19 protein-coding genes and 1 tRNA gene are annotated in these 20682 nt (G+C 42.0%); 9 read left to right on the forward strand and 11 right to left on the reverse strand.

Going from position 1 to position 20682, the window contains the following annotated elements; all coding sequences use genetic code 11:
- Window positions 1–53: 53 nt before the first annotated feature.
- Both EGC86_RS01480 and EGC86_RS01485 read right to left on the reverse strand, forming a co-directional pair.
- Window positions 54–1208: a general secretion pathway protein GspB gene (locus EGC86_RS01480; RefSeq protein WP_245423083.1), complete on the reverse strand. Its 1155-nt coding sequence runs from the start codon at window positions 1206–1208 to the stop codon at window positions 54–56.
- Entirely contained in the window at window positions 1208–2881 is a 1674-nt protein-coding gene (locus EGC86_RS01485; protein ID WP_123776409.1) for an ExeA family protein, read from the reverse strand. The genes EGC86_RS01480 and EGC86_RS01485 overlap by 1 nt, the downstream gene beginning before the upstream one ends.
- Before the next feature lie 130 nt (window positions 2882–3011).
- Between EGC86_RS01485 and EGC86_RS01490 the strand changes: the two genes are divergently transcribed.
- From EGC86_RS01490 to EGC86_RS01500, 3 genes are all read left to right on the forward strand, one after another.
- Window positions 3012–4247 carry a multifunctional CCA addition/repair protein gene (locus EGC86_RS01490; protein ID WP_123776410.1) on the forward strand — a complete coding sequence of 412 codons (1236 nt, stop codon included), beginning with the start codon at window positions 3012–3014 and terminating at the stop codon, window positions 4245–4247.
- Window positions 4248–4524: 277 nt separating this feature from the next.
- Window positions 4525–4791: an Lpp/OprI family alanine-zipper lipoprotein gene (locus tag EGC86_RS01495; RefSeq protein WP_011638433.1), complete on the forward strand. Its 267-nt coding sequence runs from the start codon at window positions 4525–4527 to the stop codon at window positions 4789–4791.
- A gap of 58 nt (window positions 4792–4849) precedes the next feature.
- Window positions 4850–5110 (forward strand): hypothetical protein, encoded by a 261-nt coding sequence (locus EGC86_RS01500; protein ID WP_123776411.1) that lies wholly within the window; start codon window positions 4850–4852, stop codon window positions 5108–5110.
- A gap of 243 nt (window positions 5111–5353) precedes the next feature.
- On the opposite strand, the gene EGC86_RS01505 is transcribed toward EGC86_RS01500, so the two are convergent.
- From EGC86_RS01505 to folB, 4 genes are all read right to left on the reverse strand, one after another.
- The gene (locus tag EGC86_RS01505) at window positions 5354–6196 is read right to left on the reverse strand and encodes a putative RNA methyltransferase (RefSeq protein WP_123776412.1); all 843 of its coding nucleotides are present in this window, start codon (window positions 6194–6196) and stop codon (window positions 5354–5356) included.
- A 106-nt stretch (window positions 6197–6302) separates the two neighbouring features.
- Window positions 6303–7103: an undecaprenyl-diphosphate phosphatase gene (locus EGC86_RS01510; protein WP_011638436.1), complete on the reverse strand. Its 801-nt coding sequence runs from the start codon at window positions 7101–7103 to the stop codon at window positions 6303–6305.
- 34 nt (window positions 7104–7137) lie between these two features.
- A complete protein-coding gene (folK, locus tag EGC86_RS01515; protein WP_123776413.1) occupies window positions 7138–7653 on the reverse strand; it encodes a 2-amino-4-hydroxy-6-hydroxymethyldihydropteridine diphosphokinase in 516 nt (171 codons plus the stop codon).
- Window positions 7654–7689: 36 nt separating this feature from the next.
- Window positions 7690–8043, reverse strand: coding sequence for a dihydroneopterin aldolase (gene folB / locus EGC86_RS01520; protein ID WP_011638438.1), 354 nt, complete (start codon window positions 8041–8043; stop codon window positions 7690–7692).
- Window positions 8044–8322: 279 nt separating this feature from the next.
- Here folB and plsY point away from each other — a divergent pair, with 279 nt between their 5' ends.
- A complete protein-coding gene (plsY, locus tag EGC86_RS01525; RefSeq protein WP_425376019.1) occupies window positions 8323–8916 on the forward strand; it encodes a glycerol-3-phosphate 1-O-acyltransferase PlsY in 594 nt (197 codons plus the stop codon).
- A 78-nt stretch (window positions 8917–8994) separates the two neighbouring features.
- Here plsY and tsaD read toward each other — a convergent pair whose 3' ends face one another.
- Entirely contained in the window at window positions 8995–10011 is a 1017-nt protein-coding gene (gene tsaD, locus EGC86_RS01530; protein ID WP_011638440.1) for a tRNA (adenosine(37)-N6)-threonylcarbamoyltransferase complex transferase subunit TsaD, read from the reverse strand.
- A 474-nt stretch (window positions 10012–10485) separates the two neighbouring features.
- On the opposite strand from tsaD, the gene rpsU reads away from it, so the two are divergent.
- From rpsU to EGC86_RS01555, 5 genes are all read left to right on the forward strand, one after another.
- Window positions 10486–10701, forward strand: coding sequence for a 30S ribosomal protein S21 (gene rpsU, locus EGC86_RS01535; RefSeq protein ID WP_006080725.1), 216 nt, complete (start codon window positions 10486–10488; stop codon window positions 10699–10701).
- A gap of 7 nt (window positions 10702–10708) precedes the next feature.
- Window positions 10709–11152 (forward strand): GatB/YqeY domain-containing protein, encoded by a 444-nt coding sequence (locus EGC86_RS01540; RefSeq protein WP_101088821.1) that lies wholly within the window; start codon window positions 10709–10711, stop codon window positions 11150–11152.
- An 89-nt stretch (window positions 11153–11241) separates the two neighbouring features.
- Window positions 11242–12969, forward strand: coding sequence for a DNA primase (gene dnaG / locus EGC86_RS01545; RefSeq protein WP_123776415.1), 1728 nt, complete (start codon window positions 11242–11244; stop codon window positions 12967–12969).
- Window positions 12970–13119: 150 nt separating this feature from the next.
- The gene (gene rpoD / locus EGC86_RS01550) at window positions 13120–14955 is read left to right on the forward strand and encodes an RNA polymerase sigma factor RpoD (RefSeq protein ID WP_101088819.1); all 1836 of its coding nucleotides are present in this window, start codon (window positions 13120–13122) and stop codon (window positions 14953–14955) included.
- Between the two features lie 184 nt (window positions 14956–15139).
- Window positions 15140–15216: transfer RNA gene (locus EGC86_RS01555), tRNA-Ile, on the forward strand.
- Between the two features lie 371 nt (window positions 15217–15587).
- Here EGC86_RS01555 and EGC86_RS01560 read toward each other — a convergent pair.
- The 4 genes from EGC86_RS01560 to gabT form a co-directional block, all read right to left on the reverse strand.
- A complete protein-coding gene (locus EGC86_RS01560; RefSeq protein WP_123776416.1) occupies window positions 15588–16310 on the reverse strand; it encodes a DUF599 domain-containing protein in 723 nt (240 codons plus the stop codon).
- 85 nt (window positions 16311–16395) lie between these two features.
- Window positions 16396–17055 (reverse strand): RluA family pseudouridine synthase, encoded by a 660-nt coding sequence (locus EGC86_RS01565; RefSeq protein WP_123776417.1) that lies wholly within the window; start codon window positions 17053–17055, stop codon window positions 16396–16398.
- A gap of 94 nt (window positions 17056–17149) precedes the next feature.
- The gene (locus EGC86_RS01570) at window positions 17150–19267 is read right to left on the reverse strand and encodes a methyl-accepting chemotaxis protein (protein ID WP_123776418.1); all 2118 of its coding nucleotides are present in this window, start codon (window positions 19265–19267) and stop codon (window positions 17150–17152) included.
- Between the two features lie 134 nt (window positions 19268–19401).
- Complete coding sequence (gabT, locus tag EGC86_RS01575; protein ID WP_123776419.1) at window positions 19402–20676, reverse strand: 4-aminobutyrate--2-oxoglutarate transaminase; 1275 nt, start codon at window positions 20674–20676, stop codon at window positions 19402–19404.
- Window positions 20677–20682 lie beyond the last annotated feature (6 nt).

Below are 20682 nucleotides of genomic sequence, written 5' to 3' on the forward strand. Positions count from 1 at the left end.
AGCGCCTTTGTTTTATCTGTTACATGCCAACATAGACTTAACGTTAAACCGCTCTAAATTGCTGGCACTCTAAATTGCTCGCCGTCAATTTCTAGTACTATATCTCGTGGTCGAATTTCTACAATCGTCAGCTTATTCTTAATCATATCGCCCTGCTGTAATTCAACCCCATCGACACTTAACCAACGGTTACTTGGTTCTGTCGAATATACATGGGCATTAATATTAAACTCGGGTACTTGTAACTGCACGCTCGCGGGTAAGTCACCATACTCAGGGATTTGCTGATTGGAAGGTCGAGGAATAGGATCCAATTTTGCTGACGTCACTTGTTGATTAGCCGACTGTTCATATTCAACGTCTTTAAGCGCCGTTTCAAATGCAGCAATCAAATTATTATGTTCATTAATTGATGGTGCTTTAACAGAGGCGAAATCGACTTCTTCTGCGGCAACATTCACTTGCAAGCGCAATGCTTCAAGCTCAGCTAAACCTCGGCGATTAGCTTTAGCACCCAATACAATAGCTTCTCGCAGCTGTGCCTGTTGACGATTGTTCTCTTGTGTTTGATATTCATCAACTCTGCTATCTTGCTCACTTTGATAATTAACCTGTTCAGAACCGGCTTGTTGCTGATAGCTTGGTTGTTGAAAATTGGCCTGTTGAGTGTTGGTTTGCTGAGAGTTGAATTGTTGAGAGTTAGCTTGTTGAAAACTGCGCTGCCCATCATTTTCTTGCAGGTATAATTCATTCACACCAGAAGACTCAGCGTAACCATTATTATAACTTGCTGCTTGCGTGTTCATTACATTCGTATTGAACGGTTTGGCAATAGGCAATGCCACCTTACCCGCTAAACGAATATCATCATTACTTTGCACTGCGGGTTCATGTTTTTTAACGGTCGATGCTTCAGCTGCTTTATTTGACGTAACAGTGACAGGGGCCGTGACAGCTTGCAGTGCATTAGCGCCACTGGGTTGGACAGTCGTTAACGATGCTGATCCTGATGGTGACTGTAATAGCACACTCATACCCCATGCAGCGCCAATACCCAAGGCAATGGCTACGGCCAAAAGACTATACTTATTCAACTTATTTGAGCTGTTAGATTGCGATGTATATTGAGGCGGCTGCGTCGACATAATATCGACAACATCACCTTGTTGCTGCTTTTTACGGTTAACCGCATCTAATAAAATTGACATTAACTGCGCACCTCAGAGGCAATTAAACGTGGGCCTTGCTGGCTCAAATATAAGTTAAGTTGCACCAAAGTCTGATTGCCTGCTATACCGTCTGGTTTTAAACCATGTTGACGTTGAAAAGTCATTAATTGTTGCTCTAATTCACTATCAAACTGTGTCAGTAGTCGTGCACGTCGTTTGTTAACTAACGCTAAGCTATTTTCAAGCCATTGTACTTGCGCCAAACTAGAAGACTGGCCAATTTCTCGCGGTAAGATACTGTCTGGTTGCCACAAAATTTCGAAGGTGCCGCTAAAGTGGCGATCAAACCAATCTTTATTCACCCAAAACTGTTGCTCGCCTAATTGCAGTAGGATCTGCTCGGCTTGACGCTCAACAATTACACCATAAAATACGTTCGCTTGTGCGTCTTGCAAGTAAGCAACCGCAGGGTAATTAAGGCGCATAATACTGTGCCAATTACCTTGTTGCTGGTAACAGGCTAAATCTTGTTGTTGTGCCGCCTGACAAGCAGACAAGCCGATAATAGGTTGTTTATTCCACAAGCCGAATAATCCGGCAAAGGCATTATCAATGCTACTACTTTGTAGCATGGCTTGACGCATAATTTGTTGTTGTGCATTGGCAACTGGAGTTGCTACTTGAACTTGCTGAGGCTGAGTTTGTGCAGCTTGGTTTATCTGACTTGGCATAGATGCAGGCGTTTGATTGACTAGGCTAGATTGCGCTTGAACATCTGCTATCGCCGCATTGGCACTCATATTGTTTTCAATGGCTGAGCGATTAAACAGATAGAATGATAAACCAAAAGCGAGCACTAACGCTGTAGCGGCAATAAATGGCCAGCGTTTATCGCCAGGTACATCAATATCACCCAATACTTCGACAGCCGCTTGATTAACCATTTTATGATCGATCGGAACCTTAGCTTGCCCATAGCCAGCCATTAATGCACGTTCACATAATAAGTTGGTTAAACGCGGAATACCGCCAGAATGTTTATGCAACGCGGTTATCGCTTTACGCGTAAATAAAGGCTCATGCCTACCAGCCACCTGCAAACGATGCAGCACATATAAAGCAATTTCATCTTTATTTAGCGGCAGTAAATGATAGCGAGCAGTGATCCGCTGCGCTAACTGACGTAAGTCTTGGCGCTTTAGCAGTTGTTGTAATTCGGGCTGGCCAATCAAAATCACTTGCAGCAGTTTTTTGGTATTAGTTTCTAAATTGGTCAATAAACGCAGCTGTTCTAATACTTCAGAACGCAGATGCTGTGCTTCATCAATAATCAGCACCGTATTTCGACCATTTTTGTGATTATTCAGTAAGTACATGCTGATTAAATCTGTCAGCTGTTTTAACGTCGGATTATCACCGTACTTAATTTCCAGCTCATCACATAGCGTGGCCAAGAGTTCAAGCTCAGTCAATGATGGGTTAAGAATAAACGCGGTATCAGTATTATCGGGAATTTGTTGTAATAAGCAGCGAGAAACAGTGGTTTTTCCAGTGCCAACTTCACCGGTTAATAATACAAAACCACCGGTTTCACCAAGGCCGTAGGTTAAATGAGCCAACGCCTCACGATGACGGTCACTTAAGAACATATAATGAGGGTTAGGCGCGATAGAAAATGGGTTATCGTTTAATCCATAGAAGGCTTTATACATTCGACCAAAAATCCTTATTTGAAACTGACGGCTCACGTTAATGCTTGTATGACAGCTTGTCAAAAGTTAGCCGTAAAAATCTAACTCTGATAAGATTTAAGCTACTTATTATTACACGTTGTGATACGCCATGAAGATTTATTTAGTAGGTGGGGCCGTACGCGATACCCTTCTTAAACAAACTGTCGTTGATAAAGATTATGTGGTTGTTGGCAGCAGCGTAGAAGAAATGCTCGCATTGGGTTATCAGCAAGTCGGTAAAGACTTCCCTGTTTTTTTACACCCTAAAACTCAGCAAGAATACGCACTAGCCAGAACAGAACGGAAAACCGGTTATGGCTATCAAGGTTTTAGTTGTGATGCCAACAAAGATGTCACCCTCACCGAAGACTTATTACGCCGTGATTTAACCATTAATGCCATCGCACAAGATGAGCACGGCACATTGACAGACCCGTTCCACGGTATCGCAGACATTAACGCTAAAATACTTCGGCATGTGTCAGATGCCTTTACTGAAGATCCTTTACGCGTGTTACGTGTGGCTCGTTTTGCAGCTCGATTTCATCACTTAGGGTTTACTATTGCACCTGAAACCTTACAGTTAATGACCGACATAGCTAATAGTGGTGAATTGGATCACCTCACCCCAGAACGCGTATGGCAAGAATGTGATAAAGCATTAAGTAGCCAAAGTCCGCAGGTTTTCTTCGATGTATTAAAGCAATGCCAAGCATTAATCGTATTATTTCCTGAGGTTGATGCGTTGTTTGGGGTGCCGCAACCTGAAAAATGGCATCCTGAAATAGACACTGGCATTCACACCCTCATGGTTCTCGAGCAAACGAGTCTGTTAAGTGACAATAAAGCGGTACGTTTTGCCGCGCTGGTTCACGACTTAGGGAAAGCGTTAACCCCAGAACAAGAGTGGCCTAAGCATCATGGTCACGGCCAAAAAGGCTTGCCGGTTATTAAAAAGCTTTGCGCACGAATTAGAGTGCCAAACGAATACCGTGATTTAGCTTTATTAGTCAGTGACCAACACCAAAATATTCATAATGCGTTTGAGCTAAGAGCAGAGACCATCGTCAAACTATTTGATAAAGGTGATTTTTGGCGAAAACCACAACGCTTAACAGAGTTATTATTATGTTGTCATGGTGACTTAAGAGGGCGAACTGGATTTGAACAAGCACCCTATCCACAAGTCGAATATTTACAACATTGCTATGCGTTAGCCAGTAACGTCGATGTGCAATCGATTATTGCAGGGGGTTATCAAGGAGCACAAATTAAAAGCCAACTTCAGATAAAGCGAGTTGAAACGATTAATCACTATAAAATACAATACATTGACAGTAAATAGCTATATTAGACATTACCTATTTAGGCTTTTATGAAAAAAAGCGGAAAAAAGCAATTTTTAACAGGGAATTAGCAATAAATCACTAAGATTTATATAAATTCGGCAATTAATGATGCTTTTAGCCCAGTAGACTTGCAATTTTCATTTATTTCGCTATTTTAAATAAACATTCTTATATTTGCCTATAGCAAATAAAAAAATCTGTGACATAATTACGCCGTTGCAAAGGCACATGCCGTTGCACTATTTAACAACCTATATATTAAGGGATTTACCCATGAACAAGAAAGTACTGATGATTGCTGGTGTTGCGATGACTGCTTTATTAGGTGGTTGTGCTAACACTACTGCTTTAGAAGAAAGCGTAGCAAACCTAGGTAACAAAGTTGATCAACTATCAGCACAAGTTGGTTCTTTAAAGTCTGAGCAAAGCAAGCTATCTGCTGATGTTAAAGGCGCTAAAGCTGCTTCTATGGACGCACAAGCCGAAGCTAAACGTGCTAACGACCGTTTAGACAACATGGCTTCTTCTTACAAAAAGTAAGAATAGTTATTAAAAATTAGCTTATTTACATAGGTTGATTATTAGGGCTTGATTGTTGATGCAACTACTTTCAGTAGAACTTCAACATCAAGCCTTAATTATTTGTGCTAGTTTTACAAAACGGTATCAAGCGGTATCAAGCGGTATCAAGCGGTATCAAGCGGTATCAAGCGGTATCAAGCGGTATCAAGCGGTATCAAGCGGTATCAAGCGGTATCAAGCGGTATCAAGCGGTATCAAGCGGTATCAAGCGAAAAATCTAAACACCTACAGCTTCGCCACACCAGCTTTTTCGCTATTAATCTATACATTCATTTAATCTTTCTAAACAATCTCACAGAAATCTTAGCACCAGCTCTTATAGCATCTAGCCGCGAAGCGCCCTAGCTCTTAGGCTCTAACACTCTCACCGCATTGTCGTCCTTATCGCTTGTCATCGCTGAACACCGCTCGCAACCAATTTTAGCTTGTATATCATCTAGCAGCGAAGCGCCCTAGCCCTTAGGCTCTAACGCTCTCACCGCATTGTCGTCCTTATCGCTTTCCATCAGCTTTTACATTTTTATAAGCGTTTTTTGAGCGTTATGATCTGCCAATCAAACTCTAACTCACTGATTGCCGTCGATTTAACTTGATGCTTTAACTGATCATTAGCACGCCAACCAAATACCGACATATCAAGGAGTGTTAATGCCTGCTCACCGGTCACAGATTGAGTAAATACCACTTGTTTCTGGGCCTCAATTTCAACATCATTAGGTAAATTTAACTGCAACGGTTTTTCGACTAAGTCTGGATAAACTTGTTGTTTAATTTGCCATAAATGCCTAATACCAGGCTGCAACAATACAATTCGACCATCATCTTTTAAAATCCGAATGCATTCTTTCCCCTTTAACGGTGAATCAAGAACCGTCACGATATCGACTGATTGCGAGGCAAAGGGCAATTTTTTTAGTGCCAACAACAATAAGTTCGCCGGTGTTTCAGATTTTGCCGCTGCAAATATTGCGTTTTCAGCATCAGTAATGCCCCAGTGCTGGCACGATACCTTTGCTTCAACTAGTGCAGGAACAAGCTGACGCAAATAATATCCATCAGCGCATTGGTAATCGATATGCTGTAATTCTGCGTCACTATTAGAAGCACATAAGTCCAGCAGTACAGCTTGAAGTTGTTTAATTAACGGTGCAAACAAACCTGTTTCTAATAAAAAATGTCGCCCACGCATTTGCTGGCGAGACTCCACTTGCGGCTTACTCTTGCCTTTTACGTTGCTCAGCAGTGGCCAGTAACCATTAGGGTGTTTATCAAAATGATGTTTGTTGTCGCAATAAAATCCTGCTGAAGCTTGATGTTGATTTAGTGGAGCTGAACACACTGGACATAATAAAGATAAAGTCATAATTACACTGATAGTTAATTGAAAGATGGTAAAACAAAAACGGGTAGAAATACCTAGTATGGTAAGCCTACCCGCTATGCAAACAAAAGTCGCTTAAATGCTTATCTTAAAGATAGAGCAATCCAAGCAATATCGCACCAAGAGCAAGGCGATATAATACAAACGGCGTCATGCCTATTTTGCTAATAAACTTTAAAAAGAAGTGGATACATAAATACGCAGCAACGAATGAAACAACAATCCCTAAACCAAGTGCTTGGTAGTCAATAGGGGCAGGACTGCTAACCAAGTCTTTTGTCACCAGTAACGCAGCACCAAAGCTCACAGGAACAGACATAAGGAATGAAAAACGAGCAGCTGCATCACGTGTTAGCCCTAACATCAGTGCTGCTGTCATCGTGGCGCCAGAGCGCGACGTGCCAGGTATTAATGCCATTGCCTGCGCTAAGCCGATAAGCAAAGCCTTTTTCCAACCCATTTGAAATTCAGTTAACTGTGCTTTTGACATTCTATCTGCTGCCCACAACAGTAAACCAAAAACAATCGTGGTTATCGCTATCACTAAAGTATTTCTGAAATGGGTTTCAATAAAGTCTTTGGCAGTAAATCCTACAATTACAGCTGGGATAGTCGCTAAAATAATCCACCAGGCGAGTTTACTTTCTTGAGTTTGTTGCTTGCTAGCTAAGCTGGTGAACCAGGCTTTAGCCAGTACCACAATCTCATGACGAAAATAAATGACCACGGCAAATAAAGAGCCTGTATTAACTGCCACATCAAATGATAAACCTTGATCTGCCCAACCTAATATTTGTGATGGTAAAATTAAATGTGCCGAGCTAGAAATAGGCAAAAACTCCGTAAGCCCTTGGATTAATGCCAGCAGAATAACTTGAAACGTTTCCATACTTGTCCTTGTTAGAGATTAACTTATCAATTGGTTATAACGTGTTGGTAGGTAATAGTTCTGGTGGGAACTCAAATTCAATAGGCCACAGTTGTTGACACTGTTTGTCATAATTCTGCCAAAGTGTTTGATAGGTTTGTAACGTCACCGGATGAGATAAATTAGGGACTAATTCAGCCAAAGGCCACAATACAAACGCGTTAAACAAAATTTCACCACGGGGTAATTCTACGGGAATGTCACAAATAACATCGTCATACAGCAACAAATCAATATCAAGGCTCCTTGGGCTGAATTTCTTCTCACCTCTAATACGGCCATTGTCTTGTTCAATTTGTTTAAATGTCGTCACAACCTGTGCAATTGATAAATCGGTATCAGCCGCGGCCACCATATTTAAAAAATTAGTGCCTTTAAACCCTACCGATTCACTCTCAAAAACCCGTGATAATTGTAATGGGCCAAAACATTGCTGTAAATCAACCAAACCGGCTTTAAGATGTTTCTCTGGTGAAATATTAGTGCCCAAACTTATGTAAATACGTGCCATTGACTGACCTAATGCTAAACAGTAAAAAAATAACAGTTAAATGCTACCGCGTTCGATCTCGACACCGACAGAAACAGCATGAGGTATTGCACCTGGTTTCATCACAACCACTTTAACCCAAGGCACATTAAATTCGTCTTGCAAACAATGCGCAATCATTTCAGCGACCGTTTCAATCAATTCAATCGGATTCTCAGTAATTAAAGCCGTTAAACGATTTGATACCGTTTCATAACACAATGCATTTTCGTAACTATCACTGGCGGCCGCAAGACGATTATCCCAGGCCATATCTAAATCGATAAGCAATGTTTGATGAAGTTTTTTTTCCCACTCATAGATACCAATAATGGTCTCTATCGCTAACTGGCGGATGAGTACTTTATCCATAAAAATCCCTACCTTAATCGATGTAAAAAGACGTCAAATTCATCTTAATCAAACTTTATTACCGATTATATGCCTAATAAACACATTTAAGCTTCTTCCTAATGAATTAAAACAGTAGGATAGGCGTTGTTGTTCAATTAACATCAACAAAATGGTTAATGTTAACGCGAAGACAGCTTCAGTGGATACTGAAAATGACTTGTCTCACAAATGAATGCGCGATGATACCCTAAGAAGAGTAAGGAAACCAATTTGAACGCCGTTACAGTCACCATTTTGATGATCATTGCCGCCTACCTAGCGGGTTCGATCTCAAGTGCCGTACTGGTCTGTAAATTAAGAGGTTTACCTGATCCAAGAACCAACGGCTCCGGCAATCCCGGTGCCACTAATGTGCTACGCATTGGTGGAGTCAGTTCTGCAGCTCTTGTGTTATTTTTTGACATGCTCAAAGGCGCCCTGCCTTCTTATTTGGGCTATAAAATGGGGCTTGATGCAGCATCATTAGGTTTTATCGCTGTCAGCGCCTGCCTAGGGCATATATTCCCAATATTTTTTGGCTTTAAAGGCGGAAAAGGTGTTGCTACAGCCTTTGGTGCAATGGCCCCCATTGGAGGTGATTTAGCACTATGCCTCATCCTCACTTGGATTGTATTTTTACTATTAACGCGTTATTCCTCTGTAGCCGCTATGGCAACTGCAACCTTAGCGCCCTTTTTTACTTGGTGGTTAGACGAACGTTTTATTCTTCCTGTTGCGATGCTATCAACCCTTATTTTAATCCGCCACAAAGACAATATTGGCCGTTTGCGCCATGGCGAAGAAAGTAAAGTCACACGGAAAAAAACCATAAAAAAACCCAATACCAAATAGTATTAGGTTTTCTTGGCTGCTTGAAAGTAAGTAATCACTTAAAGCAATCAAGCCAACTCAAACACGCTAACTCATCAATTAATCTACTGCGGGCAACGTATCCAAAGGCCATCTAGGCTGACCTTTAACCTCTAGCCCCTCAATATGCCCTGCACGTAAACGTTGTAAACCAGCATAAGCAATCATGGCACCATTGTCGGTACAAAACTCTCCGCGAGGATAATACACTTGACCACCTAACTTGGTCATCATCTCAGCCAAAGACTCACGTAAACGGGTATTAGCGCTTACACCACCGGCAATCACCAAACGTGTGTAACCAGTTTGCTTTAAGGCTCGTTTGCATTTTATCGCAAGAGTATCAACAACAGCTTCTTCAAATGCACGGGCAATATTGGCACGAGTTTGATCATCATTGGGTTCTGCAGCGATAGTATTTGCCGTAAATGTTTTCAATCCTGAAAAACTAAAGTCTAATCCTGGTCTATCTGTCATTGGCCGAGGAAATTTATATCCTGCAGGCACGCCTTTTTGGGCTAATTTGGCTAAACGAGGGCCACCAGGATAATCTAAGCCCATCAGCTTGGCGGTCTTATCAAAAGCTTCGCCAGCAGCATCATCAACAGACTCACCTAACACTTGATATCGTCCAATGCCTTCAACTTGCACTAACATTGAATGGCCGCCAGACACTAACAAGGCTAAAAAAGGAAATTCAGGCGCATTTTCTTCCAGCATGGGTGCCAATAAATGCCCTTCCATATGATGCACACCGATTGCCGGTTTATTCCATGCATACGCTAAGGAACGTCCCACGCAAGCACCAACAAGCAATGCACCAATTAGCCCAGGGCCTTTGGTATACGCGACACCATCGATATCATTTAGGCTTGAATTAGCTTCTGATAAAGCCTGCTTAATCAATGGCACAATTTTGCGAACATGATCACGAGAGGCAAGCTCAGGCACAACACCACCGTAATCGGCGTGCAATTTAACTTGGCTATATAGCACATGCGACAATAAGCCTAACTTATCGTCATATACTGCTACTCCAGTCTCGTCACAGGATGTCTCAATACCAATAACCCGCATAATCTCTCGTCTTCATTAAAAATAAGGCCGCCAATTCTACCCGTCTCAGCGAAAATACTCCAATGTTTAACGATTAAATACCTATCCATATAAGTAAGTAATCAATTCAAGAGCTTGAATCTGCCAAACACGAATTAAAGATAGATTCTAATCAGTTACTATGCATTTAAAATATACATATCAAGGAGTAATCATAATACTGCCCTTGCGTTTTCTTGAATGAGACTGGCTCATTAGCACAGTAGTTTGTTACTTAAGCGATGAGGTATATAGCGGCTAGTTTTTTATTAAATTTAAAAAAATGAAACAGTGGGCTATTTCCCCGAAGAGAAAATCAATCAGGGGTTTACAAATGGTCGCCGCTCGGTGTAAAATTCCGCACCATTTTAAATAGCCTTTGGTTTGAGTGAAGTCACTAAAAATGTTTAGTCGATTTAATCATCCAACATAACTACACCTAAGGGGTGATGGCGTATGCCAATTATTAAAGTACGTGAAAACGAACCATTCGACGTAGCTCTTCGTCGTTTCAAGCGCTCTTGTGAAAAAGCTGGTATTTTAGCTGACGTGCGTGCTCGTGAATTTTACGAGAAGCCAACTACTGCCCGTAAGCGTGCAAAAGCAGCTGCAGTTAAGCGTCTAGCTAAGAAGCTTTCTCGCGAAAACGCACGTCGCGTACGTTTATATTAATCTCATTATGAACTTAACCGATCAGCTAAAAGACCACATGAAAGATGCCATGCGCGCTAAAGATAAAGTGCGCTTAGGAACAATTCGTATGGCACTTTCTGCCATCAAACAGATTGAAGTGGATACCCGCGAAACTCTGACTGATGAACAGACAATAGCTGTATTAACCAAAATGGTTAAACAACGCCGTGATTCGATTGCTCAATATGAAGCAGCGAATCGTCCGGAGTTGGCAGCCGTAGAAGCAGATGAAATTCGAGTTATCGAAAATTTTCTGCCTACACCGCTAACAGAAGATGAAGTAGCAGCGATTATCGATGCTACTATTATTGATGTTGGTGCTGCATCCATGGCGGATATGGGTAAAGTAATGGGAGCATTAAAAACTAAAGTTCAAGGCCGTGCAGATATGAGTGCCATTGGTACAATGATCCGCGCTAAATTGAAGTAATCAATTTTTAATGTTGAATAAGCCGTGCACTTGCACGGCTTGTTTGTTTACATCAGTTGATAAAGTAAATTCGAGAACAACAGCAATCAATGGCGATACCTCGTGATTTTATCAATGAGCTAATAGCTCGAATAGACATAGTCGATCTCATTGACCGTAAAGTGCCGTTGAAAAAAGCCGGTAAGAACCATTCGGCTTGTTGTCCTTTTCATAGCGAAAAATCACCCTCTTTTACCGTCAGCAGAGACAAACAGTTTTACCACTGTTTTGGTTGCGGTGCCCATGGCAATGCTATTGATTTTGTCATGGAATATGATCGCCTAGAATTTGTTGATGCCATTGAAGAACTTGCAGGTCAACTTGGTCTTGCCGTACCACGAGAGCAAGGCACAGGGAAAAGGCCAGATCAAGGATTAAGTCGAGACTTATACGAACTGATGGAAGAAGCTAACCTCTTCTATCAAAGCCAACTTAGGCAGCATACAGACAAACAAAAAGTTGTCGATTATCTTGAATTTCGCGGATTATCGAGTGACGTTGTTGAGAAGTTCGGCATTGGGTTTGCACCCGATGGTTGGGATGGTTTACTGGGTCGTTACAGGCAAAATTTGCCCGCCCAAGATAAATTACTAACCGCAGGCATGTTAATTGCCAATGATAGCGGTAAACGCTATGACCGTTTTCGCGACAGATTAATGTTCCCAATACGCGATCGTCGTGGTCGTGTGGTTGGATTTGGAGGAAGAGTTTTGGGTGACGGCACCCCAAAGTACTTGAATTCTCCAGAAACGCCCATATTTCATAAGGGTAATGAGCTTTATGGTTTATATGAGCTAAAGCAAAAACACCGTGACCCACAACATGTGTTAATTGTTGAAGGGTATATGGATGTCGTCGCACTCGCCCAATTTGGGATTGATTATGCGGTTGCATCGTTAGGTACATCGACTACAGCTGAACAATTTCAGCTTTTAGTGCGTAGTGCAAAACAAGTGGTCTGTTGTTATGACGGTGACCGCGCAGGCCGCGAAGCAGCTTGGCGTGCACTAGAAACAGCGCTACCACTGTTAAAACCGGGTGACCAAGTCAAGTTTATGTTTCTACCGCAAGGTGAAGACCCTGACACTATGGTCCGCAAAATTGGCAAAGAAGCATTCGAAGCATTAATGCAAAAAGCCATGTTACTGCCCGAGTTTTTGTTTGACACATTAAGTGCTAACCACGGTACCGATAAAGGGGCATTAGCCAAGCAAGCCATTGCGCTAATCGAAAAGGTACAAGATACCGTCCTACAGAATTTACTGTTAGAAAATTTAGCACACAAATTAGGCATGAACAGTAGCGAAGATTTAAAGAAAAAATTAGGTTTTACTGTAAAACAGCCAAAACCATTAAATGCGAAAGGCTTACAAGGTCGTGGTACGCCATTAAGATTGGCCATTGCCCTACTGGTCCAAAACCCAAGTTTAGGCTTTGGTTTGGCAAAACAGCCTGCACTAGATCGATTACAGATGACCGGCATAGAATTGCTCAATCATTTGTTAGATATAACTCGAGAGCAAACGTTAAACAGCGCACAACTACTTGAAATGCATAGAGAGCATAATCAAAAGAGCACTCTAATAAAGCTAGCCCAATGGGAACATCAAGTGGCGGATGAAAACGTATTGCCAGAGTTTAAGCAAACCCTGATTTGGTTAAACAACCAATATATTGAACAACGATATCAGGAATTAAGCCTAAAACAGGCTTTAACGAAAGTTGAAAAAATGCAGCTAACAAAGCTGATTTCTATAATGAAAGGCATAGCGAAGTAATACGCAATTTATTCGTGAAGAATATGCGTACAAACATTGCCATGGACTAGCTAAGGTTAGTCCACACAGCTATAATTGACGATTTGCGCGCCACTTAGCACAGCTAACTGGCCTATCGTTTTATCAGTTACCCAAAATTGGATGATATCTATGGATCACACTCCGCAGTCGCAACTCAAACTGTTGCTCGCTAAAGGTAAAGAGCAAGGTTACTTAACCTATGCAGAAGTGAACGACCACTTACCTGCAGACATGGTCGATTCCGATCAGATTGAAGATATTATCCAGATGATAAATGACATGGGTATCCGCGTTTTTGAAGAAGCGCCAGATGCCGATGACATGATGATGTCGGAAGACAACACAGACGAAGATGCTGCAGAAGAAGCAGCGGCAGCTCTCGCAACCGTAGAAAGTGAGTTAGGCCGAACCACAGACCCTGTCCGCATGTATATGCGCGAAATGGGCACGGTAGAGCTACTTACTCGCGAAGGCGAAATTGTTATTGCTAAACGTATCGAAGAAGGTATCAACACTGTACAGAGTTCTGTCAGTGAATACCCTCAAGCGATCGCAATGATCTTAGAGCAATTCGATAAGTATGAAGCTGAAGAATTGCGCTTGTCTGATATTATCTCTGGATTTATCAATCCTGACGACGATGACGTCGCACCAACAGCCACCAACGTTGGTTCAGAATTAGCAGACTCTAAAAACGATGATGACGATGATGACGACGATGATGACGATGAGGAAGAGGAAGAAGGCAACAAAGGACCAGATCCTGAAGAAGCCAAAGAAAAATTCACTCAACTCAGAGAAGCCTACGAAAAAAGTTTAGGAATTATTGCCGAAAAAGGCCGTGATCACCCTGAAGCGATTGGCTCATTATTTGTTATTGGCGAATTATTCAAAGAATTCCGTTTAGTACCTAAACAGTTTGACCGTTTAGTGAAAAGCATGCGCAACATGATGGACCGCGTACGAATTCAAGAACGTCTTGTCATTAAGCTTTGTGTTGAACACGCTAAGATGCCAAAGAAAAACTTTATTAAGGCTTTCACTGGCAACGAAACAAACTTAGATTGGTTTAACAAAGAAAAAGAAAGCACTAAGCCTTACGCTGAAGGTTTGCGTATGATCACCGATGACGTAACGCGTTGTGTGACCAAACTTGGTGCTATTGAAGTTGAAACAGATTTAACCATCGCAGGTATTAAAGACATTAACCGTCGTATGTCTATCGGTGAAGCGAAAGCTCGTCGTGCGAAAAAAGAAATGGTTGAAGCTAACTTACGTTTGGTTATTTCTATTGCCAAAAAGTACACCAACCGTGGTTTACAGTTCTTGGATTTAATCCAAGAAGGTAACATTGGCTTGATGAAAGCAGTAGATAAGTTTGAATACCGCCGTGGTTACAAGTTCTCGACTTATGCAACGTGGTGGATCCGTCAGGCAATCACTCGTTCAATCGCCGACCAAGCACGTACGATCCGTATTCCAGTACACATGATCGAAACGATTAACAAGTTGAACCGTATTTCTCGTCAAATGCTTCAAGAAATGGGCCGTGAGCCGTCTCCTGAAGAATTAGCAGAACGTATGATGATGCCTGAAGATAAAATTCGTAAGGTACTTAAAATCGCTAAAGAGCCAATCTCCATGGAAACCCCAATCGGTGACGATGAAGATTCGCATTTAGGTGATTTTATCGAGGATACTACCCTCGAGCTACCACTTGACTCAGCTACTAGCGAAAGTCTAAAGAACGCCACACACGAAGTCTTAGCTGGCTTAACAGCCCGCGAAGCAAAAGTACTGCGTATGCGTTTTGGTATCGACATGAATACTGACCACACGTTAGAAGAAGTGGGTAAGCAATTTGATGTAACACGTGAACGTATTCGTCAAATTGAAGCCAAAGCGTTACGTAAATTACGTCACCCTTCTCGCTCAGAAATCTTAAAGTCGTTCTTAGACGAGTAAGCTTACTGAAAAAATATTATAAAAACCTGCTTCGGCAGGTTTTTTTATGTCCAAAAACCCAATAATTGCTTAACAGATAACCAATTGAAACAAGATAAGTAAATACAATTAAAAACACGGGTGACAAGTGCCAACAAACTTCGTATACTTTCCCCGCTTTCGATAGTGACGACTATCTTAAGTCGGCCCCTTAGCTCAGTTGGTTAGAGCATACGACTCATAATCGTCAGGTCCCCAGTTCGAGTCTGGGAGGGGCCACCAATTCAACGAATCAAGACGCTCTTTGGCGTCTTTTTTTGTGCCTAAAATTCACAAGAGCCATACATATCAGATAAACAACTGTAGATTAATACCTACTTCAGCATTTTAGTTTTTACTCTTTCATGTTGATGTCATCAAAAATCAATATCGACTTCTATCCTGCAATTACAAACTTAAATATTTTTAACAGCTTAAAACCCACCCAACAAATGTTTAATAAATATAAATCACAAAAAATTGATAACTCTAATGGTATAGATTACTGGTTAACATTATGTCGTAACGATGCAATGCCAATGAATCACTTTATATATAATTTGAACACATTAACTCACTCAAGTTATCTTGCATTTAGTCATGCTCTTTGGTGGTTAATCTCGACCAATATAGGCCGGGTTCTTTTCTAAATAGGCCTGCGCAGCGGTGATGGCAACCACGGCTTTAGAATTAAATTCACGTTGGTACAAGGTATATACTACAAATAAACTGGCTAAAATAAACATCCCAGGATGCATAAACCAGCACAACGCTGCCATAGAGTAGTAATAAGAACGTAAGCCATAGTTATATGAATGTGCCGCTTGGTCTTGCACTACAGCCATCTGCCTTGCATAGCCCAAGGCATTTTTATCGCTACCGGTTTTATCTAATGGCGCGGCGCCAATCATAATATTCACAAAGCCATATTGACGCATGGACCAAGTAAATTGAAAGAATGCGAGCACAAAAATCCCGGCTAAAAGTGCCAGTTTAACCTGTACTAAAGCGTGATTAGGGGATGAGGTAAAGGGAATAGAACCGATCACGATTTCAAGCTTTTCAACCTGCGAAAATAACGTCAACACACCTGCCAGGATCAGTAAAGTTGTTGAAGCAAAAAACGCAATATTGCGTTCTAAATTAGCCAATAATGCCGCTTCGGCTACACGTATCTCTTTGGCTATCACCTGTGACATCCAATGAATTCGCTGTTGATGCATGACTCGCGCGATACAGTTAGTCGTTTTAGCTTTGCGACGGGCAAAACTGGTATATCCTACCCAACTGACCAAAAATACAATTAAAGCCAGCGAATCTAACCATGAAATTACCATGCTGATTAACCTGTGTAATAATAAATAATAGATTGATTATGCATCAGTTTTCACCATGCTAACATTAGTTTATTGATAGAAATGATTAAAATGGGCTTGGGCAAACAAAATCAATTCGTTGTTCTGTGACAGGATGGGTGAACGATAATGAAGTGGCATGCAGCATTAATCGGTCCGACATTGCTTGCGAATACTCATTGCGGTATAAGTCACAACCTAAAATAGGATGGCCTATTTGCAGGCTGTGTATGCGTAGCTGATGAGTTCGGCCTGTAATAGGGGTAAAGGTCACCCGCGTTAATAACCTCTGTTGATGCCGTTCAATCACTTGATATTGACTGTGCGCTGGCTTGCCAGTTTGTTGGCAAATTTTCATTAACGGGAAGTTATCGCTATCTTTGGCGATCGGCAATTCAATATCACCATGTTGCTCAACTAAATCACCGTATAACACTGCGGTATAGGTTTTTGAGACAGTTCGTAGCTGAAATTGTTTAGTCAATAAACCATTAATCACTTTGTTTAGCGCTACCAACATAATGCCCGACGTGCCGAAATCGAGACGGTGTACTAACGTAGCCGTTGGGTAGTCTTGCACTAAACGATGGTGTACCGAATCCTTATTCAATGGATTCTTCCCCGAAAGACTTAATAATCCCGTCGGTTTATTAATCAACAACAAATGTTCATCTAGGTATAAAACCTCAATGTTGCCATCGCAGGGTGGAGCAATAAATTCAGCCATAATATCTTAGTGGTAACAATCTAAGCAGGGATAATAATAGAAAAGGTGGCTTATAAGCCACCTTTCAAACTGTTCGCGCTAAGCTAAAACAGAGTTAGGTTCGTAATCGTCCCAATTGTTGATGCTGCTGTTGAACTAAATCAGCTAAGCTGTCACTGCTCTGCTGAGCACTGTCAGCCAACTGTGATAACTCAGCAGCTGAGTCTGAAATACCCGTAATATTACGATTTACTTCTTCGGTTACAGCGCTCTGCTCTTCCGCTGCTGTCGCAATGTGGGTCACTTGGCCTGACACTTGGTTAATTTGTTCAACGATGGCATTCAGTGATTGTAATGCTAGCTGAGTTTGCTCAACCGCTTTTTGAGCACCTTGGGCGCCTTTATCAATAATGCTCGAGGCATTTTTAACTTCTTTTTGTAACGACTCAATCAAGGTACTAATTTCATTAGTCGACGTTTGAGTTCGAGACGCTAGCGTTCTCACCTCATCGGCAACAACAGCAAAACCTCGACCTTGCTCTCCCGCTCTGGCAGCTTCAATAGCTGCGTTTAACGCTAACAGGTTAGTTTGCTCAGCAATGGCGCTAATCACCTCTAAAATGCGGCTAATATTGGCGCTGCTTTGCGACACCATACCTACCGCTTGTTGAGCTTGTGCTGAATCACCCGAGACTCCCTCAACAAATACCATCGCTTGAGTTAACCGCGACTGACCGTCTTTCACATTGACCGTCATTGACTCGGTTTCCATTGCCGTTTGCTCAGAGGCTTTAGCCACTTCAAGCGCGGTGGCGCTCATTTGATTAACTGCTGTTACCACACTTTCAATTTCACCATATTGGCGATTAACACTTTCGCGTGTGTGCTTAGCAATGTCTGCCGATTTTATGCTTTCTTGCTGTGAACGGTCGGCAAGAATTTTAAGCTCAGAAATGAGATGCCGTAATTTAGCAATAAAGGCATTAATACCGCTGCCTAGTGCAATCAATTCCGCATGGGCATCGACTTCTATCGCTTGAGTTAAATCGCCTTCAGCGCTGGCAAGGTTTTCAACGCGAGCTTGGATCATATTAAGCGGTGCAATAATGCTACGAATAACCAAACTGATAATAAGCACCGCAATAACCGTGACAATAATACCGATGGTTAATAGCAAGCTGCCCAGAGACATCGCCATGTCATTCATGGCGGTATTCATATTATCAACCGCCATAAACGCTTGGGTTTTCGGCACTTCAATAATCAAGGACCAAGTGGCATCAGCAATAGGGATATTAATTGGATATGCCACGGCAATACTGGTCGGTTCATTCACAAATCCCGAAGAACGGTCTAAAGCTAACAATTTTTTGGCTAACTCTGGCCCTACAGATTCGCTAAAAGGTCGCGCAAATTTTTTATAATGGCTAGCTGCTACCACAAAACCTTTCTGGCTCACCAAGGTAACCTTGGCTTGCCCACCATATAAACTTTTAGATAATTGCATGATCATGGTTTGGAATATCGGCAAGTTAATATCAACGCCAACTAAACCTCTAAATTGATTGTCGACGATAACGGGCACGGTTAACGAGGTCATTAATGCGGTATTACCAGGAGTGATCTCGTACAAATATGGTTCCATTAAGCACGACTTTTTACTGTCTTTGGCACACAAATACCACTCAGCCTCGCGAACGCCAAACTCATTTAACGTGGTAACGTATTTTTCAGCCGCCTCATCAACTTGATTCTGCTCTACTGTGCCGTCATCATTGCGGGTGTAGTAAATTTCTAATGTGCCCGCATTCGGTACACTGTGGCTTTCACCTTGAAGATAACTGTCATCAAGACCATCATAGCCATTAGGTTCAAATTGCGCATACATCGATGATATGATGTTATTTTTCTGCAATATTGCCGCAAGCGATAACTCCACCCGCTCACGACTTAAAGGATCTTTTTTTGAGGTTTGTTCCAGTAAGCCTGCAAACGAAAAGGGAACCCGATAAGCTTCATTGATAAATCCAGCAATACGCTCACCATACTCACCCGCTCTTGCTGAGAGTTTGTCATTAATTTCTTGTTGTAACGCAACCTCAACCTCTGCAGCCAAGCTGCTATTCTTATCTTTTAACCCTAGCCATAAACTTAAAGAGAGTGTAATTACTGTGGCAACAAATAACGCCGAGGTGATCCATAACAACTTTGACTTAATGGATAATGCCTTCATTCAATTGAGCTCCCGCTTTAGTATTAATTTTCAGATACAATAAAGTGTAGTCAGCTTTAAAGATTAAGTATGAGTGAGATATAAAAAATCCCGTAAAAACGGGATTTTATTGATTATTTTGACAAAAAGAGCCGTTATTTAAACACTGCCTGAAATGTCAAATCCATAATCGCAAGACCAGTATCAATTTGTGCATCTGGCGCAGTTAATGGCACCAGCACTCTAATCACGTTGCCGTAGGTGCCACAAGACAATAAAATCAGTCCGCGGTTACGTGCTTCAGTTAAAATCTTACCGCTGTACTGCGGAGCAGGTTCACCATCTTCCATTAACTCTATGGCGATCATTGCACCCAATCCACGTACATCAGCAATTTGCGAATACTTAGCCTGCATATCCGTTAATGCCGATTTAAGCCGATTACCGACTTCATTAGCGCGAGTTAATAACTGCTCTTCTTCAAACACTTCAATAACCGCTAACGCAGCAGCACAAGCAATCGGGCTGCCACCATAAGTGCCACCTAAACCACCTGCGGTTACTGCATCCATGACTTCTGCTTTACCGGTAATACCCGACAGTGGAAAACCACCGGCTATAGACTTGGCAAAGGTAGTAATGTCAGCGGCTACACCCATTTGCTCCATCGCAAAAAAAGTACCTGTACGACCAGCGCCGGTTTGTACTTCGTCCGCAATTAACACGATGCCATGGTTGTCGCACAATTCACGTAAGCGCTTCATAAATGATGGCGTAACCGCGTAAAAGCCACCCTCACCTTGTACCGGCTCTAAAATAATTGCGGCAATATCGGCAGGCTCAGCATCATTCTTAAAAATACGTTCAATTGATGCCATAGCATCATCTTCAGACACGCCATGCATTTCACACGGAAATTCAGCTCGGAACACGTTGGCAGACATTAAGCCCATGCCTTTACTGTACGGTGCTACTTTGCCAGTTAATGCTAACGCAGCGATGGTTCGACCATGATAGCCAGAGGTAAATGCAATCACTCCAGCACGCTTGGTATAAGCACGAGCTACTTTTACTGCATTTTCTACCGCCTCAGAACCACTGGTAAATAAGGCGGTTTTTTTAGCAAAATCACCCGGTACCAAATGGTTAAGTTTTTCACATACCGCAATGTAACTTTCGTAACCCAACACCATAAAACATGTATGAGAAAATGCATCTAACTGCGCTGCCACTGCCGCTTTAACTTTAGGGTGTAAATGACCAGTATTGAGTACCGCAATACCACCGGCAAAGTCGATATATTCACGACCTTCAACATCCCATACTGTGGCGTTTTCAGCACGTTCAGTAAAAATTGGGTGAATTTGCCCTACACCTTGAGCCACTGCCGCTTGGCGACGAGCCATTAATCCATCATTTGTTTTAGTCATAGCCCG

The sequence above is a fragment of the Shewanella frigidimarina genome (assembly GCF_003797125.1).
GTDB lineage: Bacteria > Pseudomonadota > Gammaproteobacteria > Enterobacterales > Shewanellaceae > Shewanella > Shewanella frigidimarina.

Excerpts from the sequence above, each read along its gene's own strand:
- EGC86_RS01480 (WP_245423083.1), bottom strand. The coding sequence starts at position 1,208 with ATGTCAATTTTATTAGATGCGGTTAACCGTAAAAAGCAGCAACAAGGT.
- EGC86_RS01485 (WP_123776409.1), bottom strand. The coding sequence starts at position 2,881 with ATGTATAAAGCCTTCTATGGATTAAACGATAACCCATTTTCTATCGCG.
- EGC86_RS01490 (WP_123776410.1), top strand. The coding sequence starts at position 3,012 with ATGAAGATTTATTTAGTAGGTGGGGCCGTACGCGATACCCTTCTTAAA.
- EGC86_RS01495 (WP_011638433.1), top strand. The coding sequence starts at position 4,525 with ATGAACAAGAAAGTACTGATGATTGCTGGTGTTGCGATGACTGCTTTA.
- EGC86_RS01500 (WP_123776411.1), top strand. The coding sequence starts at position 4,850 with ATGCAACTACTTTCAGTAGAACTTCAACATCAAGCCTTAATTATTTGT.
- EGC86_RS01505 (WP_123776412.1), bottom strand. The coding sequence starts at position 6,196 with ATGACTTTATCTTTATTATGTCCAGTGTGTTCAGCTCCACTAAATCAA.
- EGC86_RS01510 (WP_011638436.1), bottom strand. The coding sequence starts at position 7,103 with ATGGAAACGTTTCAAGTTATTCTGCTGGCATTAATCCAAGGGCTTACG.
- folK (WP_123776413.1), bottom strand. The coding sequence starts at position 7,653 with ATGGCACGTATTTACATAAGTTTGGGCACTAATATTTCACCAGAGAAA.
- folB (WP_011638438.1), bottom strand. The coding sequence starts at position 8,043 with ATGGATAAAGTACTCATCCGCCAGTTAGCGATAGAGACCATTATTGGT.
- plsY (WP_425376019.1), top strand. The coding sequence starts at position 8,323 with ATGATCATTGCCGCCTACCTAGCGGGTTCGATCTCAAGTGCCGTACTG.
- tsaD (WP_011638440.1), bottom strand. The coding sequence starts at position 10,011 with ATGCGGGTTATTGGTATTGAGACATCCTGTGACGAGACTGGAGTAGCA.
- rpsU (WP_006080725.1), top strand. The coding sequence starts at position 10,486 with ATGCCAATTATTAAAGTACGTGAAAACGAACCATTCGACGTAGCTCTT.
- EGC86_RS01540 (WP_101088821.1), top strand. The coding sequence starts at position 10,709 with ATGAACTTAACCGATCAGCTAAAAGACCACATGAAAGATGCCATGCGC.
- dnaG (WP_123776415.1), top strand. The coding sequence starts at position 11,242 with ATGGCGATACCTCGTGATTTTATCAATGAGCTAATAGCTCGAATAGAC.
- rpoD (WP_101088819.1), top strand. The coding sequence starts at position 13,120 with ATGGATCACACTCCGCAGTCGCAACTCAAACTGTTGCTCGCTAAAGGT.
- EGC86_RS01560 (WP_123776416.1), bottom strand. The coding sequence starts at position 16,310 with ATGGTAATTTCATGGTTAGATTCGCTGGCTTTAATTGTATTTTTGGTC.
- EGC86_RS01565 (WP_123776417.1), bottom strand. The coding sequence starts at position 17,055 with ATGGCTGAATTTATTGCTCCACCCTGCGATGGCAACATTGAGGTTTTA.
- EGC86_RS01570 (WP_123776418.1), bottom strand. The coding sequence starts at position 19,267 with ATGAAGGCATTATCCATTAAGTCAAAGTTGTTATGGATCACCTCGGCG.
- gabT (WP_123776419.1), bottom strand. The coding sequence starts at position 20,676 with ATGACTAAAACAAATGATGGATTAATGGCTCGTCGCCAAGCGGCAGTG.